Source organism: Scytonema hofmannii PCC 7110 (assembly GCF_000346485.2).
Classification (GTDB): Bacteria; Cyanobacteriota; Cyanobacteriia; order Cyanobacteriales; family Nostocaceae; genus Scytonema; species Scytonema hofmannii.
Genome location: NZ_KQ976354.1, coordinates 4,777,643 through 4,792,160, shown reverse-complemented (window position 1 = coordinate 4,792,160; position 14,518 = coordinate 4,777,643). Strand labels below are relative to the sequence as shown.

At 43.1% G+C, this 14,518-nt stretch carries 9 protein-coding genes; 6 read left to right on the top strand and 3 right to left on the bottom strand.

What is annotated here, in order from left to right; translation table 11 throughout:
* Window positions 1–302: 302 nt before the first annotated feature.
* The 4 genes from WA1_RS19960 (at window position 303) to WA1_RS19945 (ending at window position 7,304) form a co-directional block, all read left to right on the top strand.
* A complete protein-coding gene (locus WA1_RS19960; protein WP_017741784.1) occupies window positions 303–1,568 on the top strand; it encodes an NHLP bacteriocin system secretion protein in 1,266 nt (421 codons plus the stop codon).
* A gap of 65 nt (window positions 1,569–1,633) precedes the next feature.
* Window positions 1,634–3,832: an NHLP family bacteriocin export ABC transporter peptidase/permease/ATPase subunit gene (locus WA1_RS19955; protein WP_017741785.1), complete on the top strand. Its 2,199-nt coding sequence runs from the start codon at window positions 1,634–1,636 to the stop codon at window positions 3,830–3,832.
* Window positions 3,833–4,091: 259 nt separating this feature from the next.
* A complete protein-coding gene (locus WA1_RS19950) occupies window positions 4,092–4,313 on the top strand; it encodes a hypothetical protein (RefSeq protein ID WP_017741786.1) in 222 nt (73 codons plus the stop codon).
* Window positions 4,314–4,604: 291 nt separating this feature from the next.
* Window positions 4,605–7,304, top strand: a complete 2,700-nt coding sequence (locus WA1_RS19945) for a two-partner secretion domain-containing protein (protein WP_017741787.1) — start codon at window positions 4,605–4,607, stop codon at window positions 7,302–7,304.
* 484 nt (window positions 7,305–7,788) lie between these two features.
* On the opposite strand, the gene WA1_RS19940 is transcribed toward WA1_RS19945, so the two are convergent.
* The 3 genes from WA1_RS19940 to WA1_RS19930 form a co-directional block, all read right to left on the bottom strand.
* Window positions 7,789–8,142: a hypothetical protein gene (locus WA1_RS19940; protein ID WP_017741788.1), complete on the bottom strand. Its 354-nt coding sequence runs from the start codon at window positions 8,140–8,142 to the stop codon at window positions 7,789–7,791.
* A complete protein-coding gene (locus tag WA1_RS19935) occupies window positions 8,139–8,318 on the bottom strand; it encodes a type II toxin-antitoxin system Phd/YefM family antitoxin (protein WP_017741789.1) in 180 nt (59 codons plus the stop codon). The genes WA1_RS19940 and WA1_RS19935 overlap by 4 nt, the downstream gene beginning before the upstream one ends.
* Before the next feature lie 862 nt (window positions 8,319–9,180).
* Window positions 9,181–12,117: an NHLP bacteriocin export ABC transporter permease/ATPase subunit gene (locus tag WA1_RS19930; protein WP_017741791.1), complete on the bottom strand. Its 2,937-nt coding sequence runs from the start codon at window positions 12,115–12,117 to the stop codon at window positions 9,181–9,183.
* A gap of 246 nt (window positions 12,118–12,363) precedes the next feature.
* Here WA1_RS19930 and WA1_RS19925 point away from each other — a divergent pair, with 246 nt between their 5' ends.
* Entirely contained in the window at window positions 12,364–13,644 is a 1,281-nt protein-coding gene (locus tag WA1_RS19925; protein ID WP_017741792.1) for a valine--pyruvate transaminase, read from the top strand.
* Complete coding sequence (gene rimM, locus WA1_RS19920; RefSeq protein ID WP_017741793.1) at window positions 13,645–14,298, top strand: ribosome maturation factor RimM; 654 nt, start codon at window positions 13,645–13,647, stop codon at window positions 14,296–14,298.
* Window positions 14,299–14,518: the final 220 nt, after the last annotated feature.

The following is a 14,518-nucleotide window of genomic DNA, read 5'->3' as shown; positions in this document are numbered from 1 at the left end:
CTCAAGCTAATTATGCAGGTTGTCAGTAATTTCTGTAATTTGATAGTAAAAATGACTCAGAATCAGCAATGAATGGACAAAATGCGTTGGCTGTGGTAGATATAAAATTGCAGTAACGATTATAATTTTACATTCAAATATAGAATATTTACTCAAAATGAGTCATAAGAGTTACTTTTGACACCCTTAATAACCAGATTTTTTCTACCAATTCGTCACAATCGCTGTAGTTTGGAAAAAACTCCAGTTTATAGAAATATCTTTGCCTAAATTACTTAATTTTTCCGACAAAATAATGTCATATGGTTCAAAATAACAACCTTTTCCGCAAAAAAGCGCTTTTAAGTTCATCTTCTCCCGAACGCCTGGATCAAGTCATGCAGGTGATCCATCCGATGAATTGGTTGCCGTTAACTGCTCTTGGTTCGTTGGTAGCAACAGCAGCGATCTGGAGTATTGTTGGTCGCATACCCATTACGGTTACAGGTCGAGGAGTCATAATTTATCCCAGTAAGGTTATGCCTTTCCAATCACCTGCTACCGGACAATTGATGGCCATGAATTTACGTGTAGGGGAATTCGTGAAAAAGGGACAGATACTGGCAATTTTTGATCAAGCTGAACTTCAGAAACAACTACAGCAGCAGCGTCTTAGGCTATTAGAATTAAAAACTCAGAATCACAGTGCTAACTCATTGCAATCTTTACGAAGCGAACTGGAAATTAAGGCCCTCGTACAACAACGCTTCAGCTTACAGCAAAATTTCCGCGAAGCTCAAAGTTTAGCCATCGTTCTGAAAAATAGACTCGCTCGGCTAAAAAAGCTAAAGGCGCAGGGGGCAATTTCAGAGGAAATGCTTTTACAGGCACAACAGGCGTACCAGGAAAAGCAAAGCCAAATCAACGACCTCCAAACTCAGTTGCAAGGGCTGGCTGCTAGAGAAAAAAGTCTGGTTGAACAAAATTTCCAAGCTTCAACAACCCGAAAAAATCAGATCCAAGAGATCGTGCAAAATATTGCCCAATTGGAAGTGCAATTACAGAAAAACAGCCAAGTTATTAGTCCTTATGAAGGACGAGTTTTAGAAGTGACTGCATTTCCCGGTCAAGTTGTTACCCAAGGAACTCGTATTGCCACCATTCAAGCAGAGGAGCCATCAGCTAAGCTAACTGGTCTCACCTTCTTTTCTATTGGGGATGGTAAGAAGATTCAAAAGGGGATGAAAGTACAAATTACACCCTCCACAGTAGAGCGCGAACGATTTGGTGGCATTATGGCTACTGTCACTGATGTTTCTGCCTTCCCCGTGACGAAAGAGGGGGTTTTAAGTGTGGTAGGCAATTCAGAGGTTGTGGAAAGCTTGATGTCTCAAAGTCCTCAGATCCAAGTGTTTGCAGAACTACACCCAGACAGTTCAACTTTCAGCGAATACAAGTGGTCTTCTTCCAAGGGTCCACAGATGAAAGTTTCTTCTGGAACCACCGCTACAGCAAAAGTCACTGTAGAAGAGCGATCGCCTATCAGCTTTGTTTTTCCTTTCCTCAAATCTTTAACTGGTGTAAATTAACACCATTTTGGATTTTAGATTTTAGATTTTGGATTAAATGACAAATGACAAATGACAAATGACAAATGACAAATGACAAAAAAGGGGTTATTCGGCGTCGTACCCCAACTGTTTTACAAATGGAAGCGGTGGAATGCGGTGCGGCTGCTTTGGGAATTATTTTGGGTTATTACGGTCGGATTGTACCCCTAGCGCAATTACGTCAAGATTGTGGGGTATCGCGGGACGGGAGCAAAGCTTCAAATATCCTTAATGCTGCTAGAAGCTACGGGTTGAATGCCAAGGGTTTGAAAGCCGACTTGGATGGACTGCGACAGTTGCAATGTCCCTACATCGTTTTTTGGAACTTTAACCATTTCTTAGTGGTAGAGGGATTTAGCAACCAGCGAGTTTATTTGAACGATCCCGGAACTGGACCGAGGTCAGTATCCTGGCAAGAATTTGACACGAGTTTCACGGGGCTTATACTGTTTTTAGAACCAAGTCCACAATTCCAAAAAGGTGGTAGCAAGCCTAACATTATCCTAGCTTTGCGGGAACGTCTGCAAGGGTCTGGTGAGGTACTTGCCTATTGCATTTTTGCCGGATTTTTACTCGTCATTCCCGGACTGGTATCACCTATATTTTCTCAAGTGTTTGTCGATAATATTTTGGTGGAAAATAGGCAAGATTGGCTGCGACCGCTCTTGTTAGGAATGATACTTACAACTATCTTGGATGGACTGTTGACATTACTACAGTTAAGGTTCTTGCGACGGATGAAGATTAAGTTATCTGTAAGTATGTCTAGCCGATTTCTCTGGCACATCCTGCGTTTACCTGTCAGTTTTTATGCTCAAAGATTTGCTGGTGAAATCAGCAATCGCATTCGCCTGAACGACGAGTTAGCCGATCTTCTGTCGGGGAAATTAGCCACAACTGCGATCGCAGCAGTCATGGTCATTTTTTATATAATAGTCATGCTGCAATATGATGCAGTGTTGACCTTAATTGGGATTGTCTTTGTCGCTGTAAATCTTTTAGCATTGCAGCAAGTATCTCGGTGGCGCGTAGACGCCAATATCAGATTAATGCAGGAGCAAGGAAAAGTAGGCGGGGTAGCTATTTCCGGTCTCCAAAGTATGGAAACGTTAAAAGCATCTGGTTTAGAGTCTGATTTTTTTACTCGATGGGCGGGCTATTACGCCAATGCGACCAACGCCCGACAGGAAATAGATATAACTAATCAGGGACTGGGAATTTTGCCATCGTTCCTCTCGACAATCACATCTATGCTAGTTTTAGCCGTTGGTGGGTTGCGGGTTATGGATGGCAACCTAACTATTGGAATGCTAGTGGCATTTCAGGGACTGATGCAAAATTTTATGGAACCCGTGAATAATCTCGTTAGCCTTGGCAGAGATCTCCAAGAAGTTGAGGGTAGCCTAAATCGATTGGATGATGTTTTGCAAAACCCTGTAGTTCCTCATTTGAAAGAGGAAATAAGAGAAACTTCCTCTGAACCCCTAACTTTCTCTAGAATCATGCCCAAATTGCAGGGGTATGTCAATTTGGAGAATGTCACCTTTGGCTATAACCAAATTGGTGCTCCTTTGATTGAAAACTTTAATTTATCAATCAAACCAGGACAGCGAGTTGCCCTTATAGGTGGAAGTGGTTCTGGTAAATCAACCATTGCCAAACTTATATGCGGGCTATACGAACCCAATCAGGGAGAAATTAAGTTTGATGGCAAATCCAGAAATCAAATTCCTCGCCCAGTTCTAGTGAATTCTGTTGCCTTCGTAGAGCAAGATATTTTATTATTTGCTGGTAGCGTCAGGGACAATCTGACTCTTTGGGACACCACTGTACCTGAAAGCCATTTAGTGCAGGCTTGTCAAGATGCAGCCATCCATGATAATATTCTCTCCCTACCGGGAGGCTATGATAGCATCCTTTTAGAAGGGGCTAATAATTTGAGTGGCGGTCAGCGACAGCGTTTGGAAATAGCTCGTGCTTTAGTGAATAACCCCTCAATCCTCATCATGGATGAAGCCACTAGCGCCCTAGATACTGAAACGGAAAAAATTATTGACCAAAAACTGCGTCAGCGCGGATGTACCTGCATTATCGTGGCACATCGACTGAGTACCATTCGCGACTGCGATGAAATTATTGTCTTGGAAGGAGGAAAGGTAGTACAACGGGGAACCCATGAAGAATTGCAACAAATCGAAGGAGCATACTCGCATTTGATCCACAGTGAGGGAGATGCTCTTTGATGCCAAAATATCTCTAAAAAAAATTAAAAAACTTGAAATGCCTGCCAATCAAAGATTTCACCGATTTTTTTCTTCTCCAGAGATATTCTTAACTGCATAAGTCAACTTGAGTGTTTCCTATAAGTTAGTAGAAGGGTTTTAACCTCAGAGGAGCGGGTCATATGTACGTAGCTAGTTCTACAAGTTAAGCCGCCTTCACAAAATAGATACCAATTATCTTATTAATTAACTAAAGCCAATTAACAAGGAGATAATGACAATGACCGAGAATCATGCAAACCAACACATGACCGAGAATCATACAAATCAACAAAAGATTCAGAACAACCAAAATAACGAGTTAGCATCCGAACAAAAATCAATTCCAGGTGTAGAAGAAGTTAATGAAGACGATTTAGATGCGGTTAGTGGTGGCAGACCGGGATGTCCATCAGCAACGGGATACCATGGATGGTGGGATTCGAGTCCCACGCCAATGTAAGTAGAAGAACCTCTGGGAATATAACCCTGTCAAGGTAACACATAAAATTGTGGTTCAGGCGGCAATTCCTCATCTTTTTTCTCTGCGCTCTCTGCGCCTAGAAGGGTCAAAAGTCATTTATTTAACCGCTGAGACGCAGAGTACGCAGAGGTAAGAAGAGAGAGATCTGTTACTCTTTTTCCGCCTGAAGACTACTTGTTTAAATAAACCGCAAAGACGCAAAGAGCGCAAAGAAAGAGGAAAAGCGCTTTGTAGTCAAGCCATTCTTTAAGTCAAGTATTAGGAATAAATATGCATTTAAACTGGTGGCGATGGTTGGGAATTGCAAACAGTATTGCGCTGTTCGTGTGGGGAAGTTCTACAAGCGCTCAAATTATTCCAGATACTAATCTACCAGAAAATTCTCGCGTTAGAATAACGGACAATATCATCAATATTGAAGGTGGTACTCAATCGGGAAGCAATTTATTTCATAGTTTTTCCGAGTTTTCTCTCCCAAATGGGATCGCAGCTTACTTTAATAACGTCCAGAACATTCAAAATATTATTACTCGAGTCACCGGTCAATCGACCTCGAATATTGATGGATTAATTAAAGCGAATGGTGCAGCTAACTTATTTCTTATCAATCCTAATGGGATTGTATTGGGGAAAAATGCTCGTTTAGAAATTGGTGGCTCTTTGTTTGCCACAACTGCAAATAGCGTAAAGTTTGCTGATGGGTTTGAATATAGTACAACCCCGCAAACAACACCTCTGTTAACTGTTAGTACTCCCATTGGTTTACAATTTGGGGCAAATCCCGGTTTAATTCAAGTACAGGGAGACGGACAGGGGATCAGAAGTCGAAGGATTCCACCATCTCCTGCAATAGATACTAATGTCGCTTTGCGCGTGCAAGAGAATCAAACCTTGGCTTTAGTAGGTGGAGATATCTCCTTAGAAGGGGCAACACTCAAGACGGCGGGAGGGCGAATTGAATTAGGTAGTGCTGGTTCTAATCGTTTAGTGAATCTCGTTCCTGTAGAAAAAGGCTTTTCTCTAAGCTATGGTGGTTTGGAAAATTTGGGAAGTATTAAACTATCTCAACAAACAGCAGTAGATGCCACGGGCGATGGTGGCGGAGATGTTCAAGTAACAGCGAGAAGCCTGAAATTAAGCGATGGTTCCGTAATTGAAACCAGTACTCTCGGTTCAAAGTTAGGTGGCAATTTGATTGTAAACACTTCGGATGAAGTGCAACTGAGTGGTGTATACGGCAACGGCAATGATAAGTTTCCTGGAGGCTTGTACGCTCAAGCAGAAGACTACGCCACAGGGGCAGCAGGAGATGTAATCATCAATACGCGCCTATTGCAAGTGCAAGATGGAGCACAAGTCAGCATTGTTACCAAAGGCGCGGGAAGAGTTGGAAATTTGACAGTGAATGCTGATACAGTAAAACTTATCAATAACAATAGTAATCCATTTCCCACTGGGTTATTTATTCAAGTTCGTGGGTTGGCAAATGTAAATACAGAATTAATAATTAATACTCGCGTGTTAAGCCTAACTAATGGAGCACGTATCAGTACTAGCACTTTTGGTTCGGGTAATGGAGCTAATTTGACTGTTAATGCTACTGAATCTGTGCAACTTACCGATCTTTTTGATGGTCAAAGATTCTTCAGCGCTTTAACCTCTCAAACACAACAACCTGTTACAGGTAATGCGGGAAACTTAACAATCAATACTCCTCTGTTACGTCTTGAGAATGGAGCGTTTATCAGTGCTAGCACTTCTAGCAATGGTAGGGGAGGAAACTTGACCGTTAATACTAATGATGGTGTTGTAGAACTTATTGGTGCTCCCCTTACCCCTCAGAGAACGAATCCAGGTGGCTTATATACTCAACAAAATACTCGAGGTGCAACAGGAGTAGCGGGGAACTTGACAATTAATACTCGGACTTTGTTTCTTGACAAAGGAGCACAAATCAGCGCTAGTACTTCTGGTACAGGTAGTGGCGGTAATGTAATAGTAAATGCTTCTGATACCGTAGAACTTCTTGGCAGTGCTTTGGGTGCATTGGCTCGAGAAAATTCAACAGGAAGGGCTGGAGATGTAATAATTAATACAAATAAATTCACTATAAAAGATAGGGCGGAAGTATTAGTTAGAAGTCGAGGGCGGGGAAATGCAGGCAATGTCAACGTAAATGCTGACTTTATCCTTTTAGACAGTAACTCTCGCATTGATGCTAATACAAGCAGTGTTACCACTGACCCAATTCGTCAACAAGCAAATATCAATCTTAACTCCGCAAGTGTGGTACTGCGTCATGAGAGTCGAATCACTGCCAATGCTACAGGTACTGGTGTCATTGGTGGCAATATCAACATTGATACTGACGTTCTAGCAGCGTTTGAAAACAGCGATATTAGTGCTGATTCTAATGAATCTCTTGGAGGTAGAGTTAGAATTAATACACAAGCCTTGCTCGGTGCTCAATTTCAGAACTCACCTAGCACCCTGACTAGTGACATCACTGCCATAGGCAAAACTCCTGAATTCAATGGCACAGTACAAGTCAACACACCTGATATCGATCCCAGTCAAGGATTAGTTCCCTTAACAGTAGATGTGGTGGATGTGGGGCGTTTAGTCGATGATAATATCTGTGCCAGAATTGCAAACAGTAGCTTCACTTATACCGGACGTGGTGGTTTACCTCCTTCTCCTAACAACACACTTAACAGCGATCCCGTTTGGGAAGATTGGCGACTCACTGCTGTACCAAGGGGGAGAGAGGGAGGGAGGGACAGAGGGAGAGAGGGAGAAAACTTACGAAATACGGATTTTGTCAGTACATCTATAGATGAAATTGTCGAAGCTCAAGGCTGGGTAGTCAATCCAAATGGGGATGTCATACTTGTAGCTAATGCGCCTGCGATCGCACCTCACAAGCTTAGGAATTCCCCATCTGGATGTGACGTATCAGTTGCAAAATGAACAGGACTTACGTAAAGCCCCCCTTTTTAAGGCTACCGTGTACACACAAGTCTGAAATAACTAATGGACTGTATTTTTAGCGTTGTTTTTACCCCACCCTAACCCAGACCTTGGAAAGGGGAGGGAACCTCAAATCTAGTTTCCCCCCTTTATAAGGCTACGCATTACCCGGATCTTTCTCAACATTTGCGAGAGTAACCACTCACGTTTTTTCTAAAGACTGATTCGTTCGTCGTTCATTCTCAATAAAAATGGATTTTTTGCAAGAATCATGAGCGTACTTTTGTCAAGTCTGCTGACAATTTCAGTGTCCACCATGCACTGTAGACAATGCTGTAACCCATAAATTATACTTCCCACGGGTATAGATTGCGCTTTTGAACCCAAGTGTAGGGGCGCAAGGCATTGCGCCCCTACAAAGGATGTTGTTCATTTGAATTATTCAGCTTATGACCGTGCAAAGTATACAACATTTTGAGACATATTATGATTGCGGTGGTGAACTTCCCCCGTTGCGATTCTGCAAGTATTGCCAAATTTGCTGTATTTCCCTTTGGCGTTCCTCCATCTGTCTACGGAACTCTTGTCGGTCAAGTGCAGCTTGCTGACGGTCAAGTGCAGCTTCTTCTGCCAATCTATTAACGTTGCGGGTAGTTTGTTCAGTTAAATTTTGGACGGTTTCTTTTAGTTCCTGGATGTTGGCTACTAGCACATCAATGTTACCGTCATGTTGCACGATTGTTTCGTCATGCTGAGCAACTTTCTCGCCAACGTTAACAAATAAAGTTTCTAGCCTGCTTAATCGTTCTTCTATGGTTGATGGTTGATTCGTTGTCATTTATCAGTACCTTCTAATTCTTTGATTTTTTCTAATGCTTTATCTAGTGCGTTTCGATGTATCAAATCTCCTTTAAAAATTTTTCCTACCATCTCATCAACTCTTTTTTCTACAGGAACGAGTCGTGCAATCGGGACTCCATACTTTGCGATCGTAAATTCCTCTCCTTTTGTCACTCGTTCAAGAAGGCTTGTTGGTGTGTCTTTGCTTCGTATGAGCCGATTGATTCCATAAAGTTTTAGACTGATTTTAGACTAGTCTAAATATTTGGGTGTGAATTGTCCAGTACTGGCTGGGGCTTTTTCGCGTTCGCCCCATCTTAATAGTCTTTTGATAAAACTCCAGATATATTCATGCGTTCTTCACTCCGTAATTTGAATTTACCGACTAAACTGTCCATATATACAGACAATAACTAAATGAACTTTATAACCCGACCAAAACGCCTCCAGAATTCATGTACTAGAGGCGTTTTGCTTTTTGAGAAAGTGCCTGGTTTTGTGGGTGAGCACCTTGGTCGCCACAGCCTTGGGCTAGCGGGAAAATTGATCGAGATAACCCAATATCAGTAAACCAAAAAGTTTTCCCGGAAGAGCGATCGCCAATCATCATTTCGGTTCAATCTCAATTTGATGTTTCCCCTAAATTTAGTAGCGGTTTTAACAAGTTACGTTCTTCAATAGGTAGTTCTAGCAAAACTCGCCTATAGACTACCGAACATATGTTCCTCTTTCTTTGCGCTCTTTGCGTCTTTGCGGTTCATTTAGATAGGTAATCTTTGGGCGGGAAGGGAGTCAATACTGCAAGGGCTGAGGAAATTGTAGGTTGGGTAACCCCTTGGAGAAATCCAACAAATGTCTGTAAATGTTGGGTTTCGTTCCTCAACCCAACCTACGTGTTTTCTTACGCAACGTCAACGATATTCTGGGGTTTGCACGTGTTGCAGATCCCTCCAACCCCTTAAAAAGGGGGGCTTTGCGTAAGTCCTATTATGTTAAGCTATATATACCCACCTTTTGCCTTTTGGTTTTGCCTTCTTCAACGCTTCTGCCGCATCATCAGTTGAGCAAACAACCCCTCTTGCTTGGCAAGCCGCTCAAAACTACCCTGCTGTACAATCCGACCGTTCTGAAGCACATAGATACGGTCAGCATTGCGGATTGTACTGAGTCGGTGAGCAATAACTATGCGCGTCACCTTTAATTGGTCAAGACTTTCACTCACAATAGCCTGGGTTCTGTTATCCAAGGCACTGGTCGCTTCATCAAATAGCAAAATTCGTGGTTTCAATACCAATGCCCTTGCAATTAACAACCTTTGCCGTTGTCCGCCAGAAAGATTACCACCTCCTTCACTGACAACAGTGTGCATACCCATTGGCATTGCTTGGATATCATCTGCAAAACCTGCCATCCGAGCAGCTTCCCATGCTTCATCAATTGTAACATTAGCTCCACCAGCAATGTTTTCAAAGATGGAAGCTGACATCAAGCGGCTATTTTGCAGCACAACACCCATCTGTCGGCGTAATGCATGAATATCCAATCCTGTCAACTCCTGTCCATCATAATAAATACTGCCAGATTCTGGAGTTTCAAATCCCAGTAATAACCGAAACAAAGTTGATTTACCACTTCCAGAAGTCCCTACCAAAGCAATAAATTCTCCAGGTTCAGCCCGAAGACTCACGTTATCTAAGATTGGGGGTCCATCATTCCGATAACGAAAAACCACGTGGTCTACAACGACTCTACCGGATAGCCGGCCGGGATCTGCTTTACTATTATTAACTTCTGGTTCGGCTTGCAAAATTGGCTGGGCACGCTTCCACAAAGGTACAATTTGAAGAACATCCACAATAGTTGTACTCAAGTTGGTGGCACCGCTTATAAAGATGCCAAAAGCAGCGTTGAACGCCAGGAAAGTACCAATGGATAGTGCTTGGCTGCCTTCTGTTTGCTGGCTCTGTTGTAGTAGTATGGCAGTAAACCAGAACAGCACGCAAGATGTAAGACCGGGCAAAACTTTGTTGAAGATGGCAAGAATGTCTTCAATCACTTGGGTACTCAACATCAATTTGAGTTGCTGGCTATACTGTTTACCCCAGTAAGCAAAAGCGCGTTCTTCCGCCCCAGCGACTCGCAATTTGGCAACCCCATTGATTAACTGCACCATCACGCCAAAAATTTGTCCTTGGTGCTCCAATAGGGGACGAACCTTGCGGAGGGTGAGCATACCAGAGATAAAAGTCAGGGCTATATTTACAACTGCTGCGACGATCGCGATCGCAGCTAACGAACCGTTGTAGTAGATAAGCAATCCCAGGTTTAAGAAGGCAAACACGCCAGAGAAAATACTTTTGAGAACTGTACCGCTCAGTTTGGAACGGATATTGCTGATGGCAGAAACTCTGGATTCTAAGTCCCCGATAGAATACTGACTAAAAAAAGATGCTTTCAGTTTCAACAGTCTGTCCCACACCGCCGCTTGAGTGGATGAGTCAGCAAACGTCTCCAGTCTTACTAGGGTAAGCCCCTGAGTCAGTTGAAAGATTGTACCTCCAAAAGCTGTTGCGGAAAGACCCAAAGCAATTTGTAGCAATAATCCCCGGTCAGCATCTGGGATGACGTTGTCCATGAGAATAGCAGTAGCCAGGGGCGTTACCATCCCTAGTAAAGAAACAGCAATTCCAATGAATAGGATGATAACTATATCTTTAAAATGACCCTGCAGTGCAAATCGAAATATATCCCAGGTTTTGAGGTCTTTATCGGGCAAAGGTCGATAAAATACATAAGCAGTGGTGGAGAGCGTAGCAGCGCTTTGCTCATCTACGGGGGTGCGAGTTTGCTTGAGAGGATCGTAAATTTCATAGCGATCGCCCTGAACTGGCAACAAAGCTACTGAACTTTCCCCTTCTAAAGTGTATGCTAGCATCGGACCGCAGTCACGTTTCCACCAGTTCCCTACCAGATGCAACTGACGCATCCGAATTCGTGACGCACGGGCGATCGCTTCTAGGGGGTCTTTGAGGCGTTTGAAGTCTTCTGACTGAGATGGAGGGCAAATCCTAATCCCTAAAGCACGTCCGACAGCCCCAGCAGCAGCTAACAGAGCTCGGTCTGGGAAACTGCCATGTATCACTTGCGCTTCCGTACTTGTTTCCCGTTGTTGCAGTACGGATGACAGTTCCCCTAATGTTTCATCCATCACCTGACGTTTGAGGTTTTCTCTTTCTTGACACCTCAAAATTTCTTGCTGAATTTCTTGCTGAGAGAGCAAGTGAATCATTTGTAGGAAATCCATTTGCAGTTGAGCCAGACTCACCATTAAAGTATCTGCTTCTTGGATCTCTTCAGTGCGAAGACTTTTTAAGTCTAATGTGTCCTCAGAGAGCAACCACATATCAGCACTCAAAGGTAATAAACCAGATGCAGGCTCAAAAACCAGTTCGGGAAAGCCCATTAATTTGGCATAACCACGTTGGATTTGTACCCAAGATACGCTATTTTCAGGTCGAAATACCTCGCCACTGGCTAAGGAGAAGAACTGAATTCCCGGCTCCGCTCCGCGCAGATTTAAGCTACGATCGGGTTCGCGAGCAACAGCCGAACCCAGTTGATGTATCCAACGCTCTACCAAATCCACCGCATATCTTTGTTTGTTTGCGAGCATGTACTCAAAATCTTGTCGGGATATTTTGAGCAGTTCTGTTTCCTCAAGTGACACTGCTAAAATTTGGATCTGCTCGCTTTGAAACTCTGGTGCTGTTGAGAACATTGCTTCTGCGGATTTAACACTAAACAGGTAACGCCGCTTTCCCTCTGGGTTGCCATTGTTAACTGCGAGCGCAAATAGTGACATTGAACCCGATCTCAACACCCAAACTGTCTGCGGTTCATATAATAGTAAAGGTTCATTGCTTTTGAATCGATAGCACTCTCCCGGCAAACCCGTGATTTTACCAATAAGCATATTTTATAGATCTTAAGGAATTTTTGAGCCTGCGTCTGGTCTGTACTATGTATTTTTTATCAGATTTGTATCTTTATTCTACAGAGAAGAACAGTTATAAAGGAAGTACTGCTGTACGATACTGCTATTCTCTAGTTACAGTGGTAAGGAAGTGGCAGTGTGGCTCCTGGCAAACTTCTTTTTGTCAGCAGCAACCATGCCTTAAATCTGTCCATGTAGTAAATTAACAGTCATTTTGTACCGCTTATGAACCCTGCCCTGACTCAATTCGGCGTCAATATGTCCAAACTAACTGGCGTTAGAGCCATTATGAAGGATATTATCGAAACTTTACGATCTAGTACAGGGCAGTTGATAAATTTGAGTGCTGGCAATCCCTTGATTGTGCCAGAAGTTGAGCAGTTATGGCGAGATTGTACTGCACAACTGCTCTCTAGCCCAGATTATGGCGAGGTGGTTTGCCGCTACGGATCGAGTCAGGGCTATGCATCATTGATTAAGGCTGTTGTCAATGATTTTAATCACCGCTATGGGTTAAATTTGAGCGATCGCAACATCTTGATTACCCCAGGCAGTCAAAGTCTTTACTTCTATGCGGCTAATGCTTTTGGCGGCTACACCACTGGCGGAGAACTGAAAAAAATTGTTTTACCCCTCAGTCCGGACTACACTGGTTATGGTGGTGTCACTTTGGTGCCAGAAGCACTTGTTGCTTACAAACCAACACTAGATATAGATGCAGGGGCGCACAAGTTTAAATACCGCCCGGACTTTAGCAACTTGTCGATTACAGAAAAAACAGGTTGTGTTATCTTCTCTCGTCCCTGTAACCCCACAGGTAATGTCCTGACTGATGACGAGGTGAAGAAAATTGCTGCCCTGGCTGCACCTTATGATGTGCCAGTGTTTATTGACTCAGCATACGGTCCTCCCTTCCCAGCATTGAACTTTACTGACTTGACACCGATTTTTGGAGATGGCATCGTTCACTGCATGAGTTTGTCGAAAGCAGGGTTGCCAGGAGAACGTGTTGGGATCGCTATCGGGGATGAAAAGGTGATTCAAGTTTTGGAGTGTTTCCAAACCAATGCTTGTCTCCATGCATCAAGGTACGGACAGGCAATTGCTGCGATCGCGATTAAATCTGGTGCGCTAGCAGAAATTTCTACTTCTGTGATTCGTCCTTTTTACCAAAACAAGTTTACCGTTTTGGAAAGTACTTTGAATGAGTTCATGCCTGAGGATTTACCTTGGTTTCTCCATCGAGGTGAAGGGGCGATATTTGCTTGGTTATGGTTGCAAGATTTGCCAATGACGGATTGGGAGTTTTATCAGGAACTTAAGAAGGTGGGTGTTATAGTTGTACCTGGCAGTACCTTTTTCCCTGGCTTGCAGGAGGAGTGGGTACACAAGCAGCAGTGTGTCCGTATTAGTTTGACTGGTAGTAATGAGGAAATTGCTACTGGTATGGAGCGTTTGGCAAAGGTTGTGCAACAGATTTATCAAGTATCGGCTGTAAATGTTTGAATGAACCACGAAGACGCAAAGAGCGCGAAGAAAGAGAATAAGGAGCAGGGGAAGATGAGGAAGCAGGGGAAGCAAAAGAAAAATTCTCCTTCGTCTCCCCCTCTTGTCCCTGATGGTTGGATAGCGATTGGTACAATTGTTTCTCCACAGGGAGTGCATGGTGAAGTCCGTGTTTTGTCGAACTCGGATTTTCCCGAACGATTTGAGGTTCCTGGAAAACGGTGGTTGTGGTGTCCGGGTTACATGGAACCGCAACCTATTGAGTTGATAGCAGGACGCAATGTCGAAGGGAAAAATTTGTACATCGTGAAGTTAGCTGGAGTTGGCGATCGCAATCGGGCTGATGAGTTGCGGGGCTATAAGTTACTGGTGTTGGAGAGCGATCGTCCTCAATTGGGGGAAGATGAGTATCATGTCTTGGATTTGATTGGTTTGTCAGTCTTTATGCAAGAATCTGGAGAGTTTGTAGGAACGGTGGTGGATCTCCTCTCAGCAGGACATGACTTGCTAGAGGTGCAGCTAGATTCTTTAAGAGACAAAGAACAAAGGACTGTTTTGATTCCTTTTGTAACGGCAATTGTTCCAGTTGTTGATTTAGAAGCTGGTCGTGTTGAGATTACGCCTCCATTGGGATTGTTGGAAATTCACAATTAAACGATTTATGAAAAAATCTTAGTAGGTAGGGCTAAAGCCCACCACATAAAGCTTCTGGTGGGCTTTAGCCCTACCTACGTATACTTCAAAAATCAAATAGGAGTCCTATATATTAAGCCTCTATCAAAAGGTAGAGATAAGCGGAAGAAATAGAATTTTAATGATTAAAAAATAATTTTTTTTTAGATTGAAATAAAATATTTGTTACAAATCAACCAAG

Excerpts from the sequence above, each read along its gene's own strand:
- WA1_RS19960 (WP_017741784.1), top strand. The coding sequence starts at position 303 with ATGGTTCAAAATAACAACCTTTTCCGCAAAAAAGCGCTTTTAAGTTCA.
- WA1_RS19955 (WP_017741785.1), top strand. The coding sequence starts at position 1,634 with ATGACAAATGACAAAAAAGGGGTTATTCGGCGTCGTACCCCAACTGTT.
- WA1_RS19950 (WP_017741786.1), top strand. The coding sequence starts at position 4,092 with ATGACCGAGAATCATGCAAACCAACACATGACCGAGAATCATACAAAT.
- WA1_RS19945 (WP_017741787.1), top strand. The coding sequence starts at position 4,605 with ATGCATTTAAACTGGTGGCGATGGTTGGGAATTGCAAACAGTATTGCG.
- WA1_RS19940 (WP_017741788.1), bottom strand. The coding sequence starts at position 8,142 with ATGACAACGAATCAACCATCAACCATAGAAGAACGATTAAGCAGGCTA.
- WA1_RS19930 (WP_017741791.1), bottom strand. The coding sequence starts at position 12,117 with ATGCTTATTGGTAAAATCACGGGTTTGCCGGGAGAGTGCTATCGATTC.
- WA1_RS19925 (WP_017741792.1), top strand. The coding sequence starts at position 12,364 with ATGAACCCTGCCCTGACTCAATTCGGCGTCAATATGTCCAAACTAACT.
- rimM (WP_017741793.1), top strand. The coding sequence starts at position 13,645 with ATGAACCACGAAGACGCAAAGAGCGCGAAGAAAGAGAATAAGGAGCAG.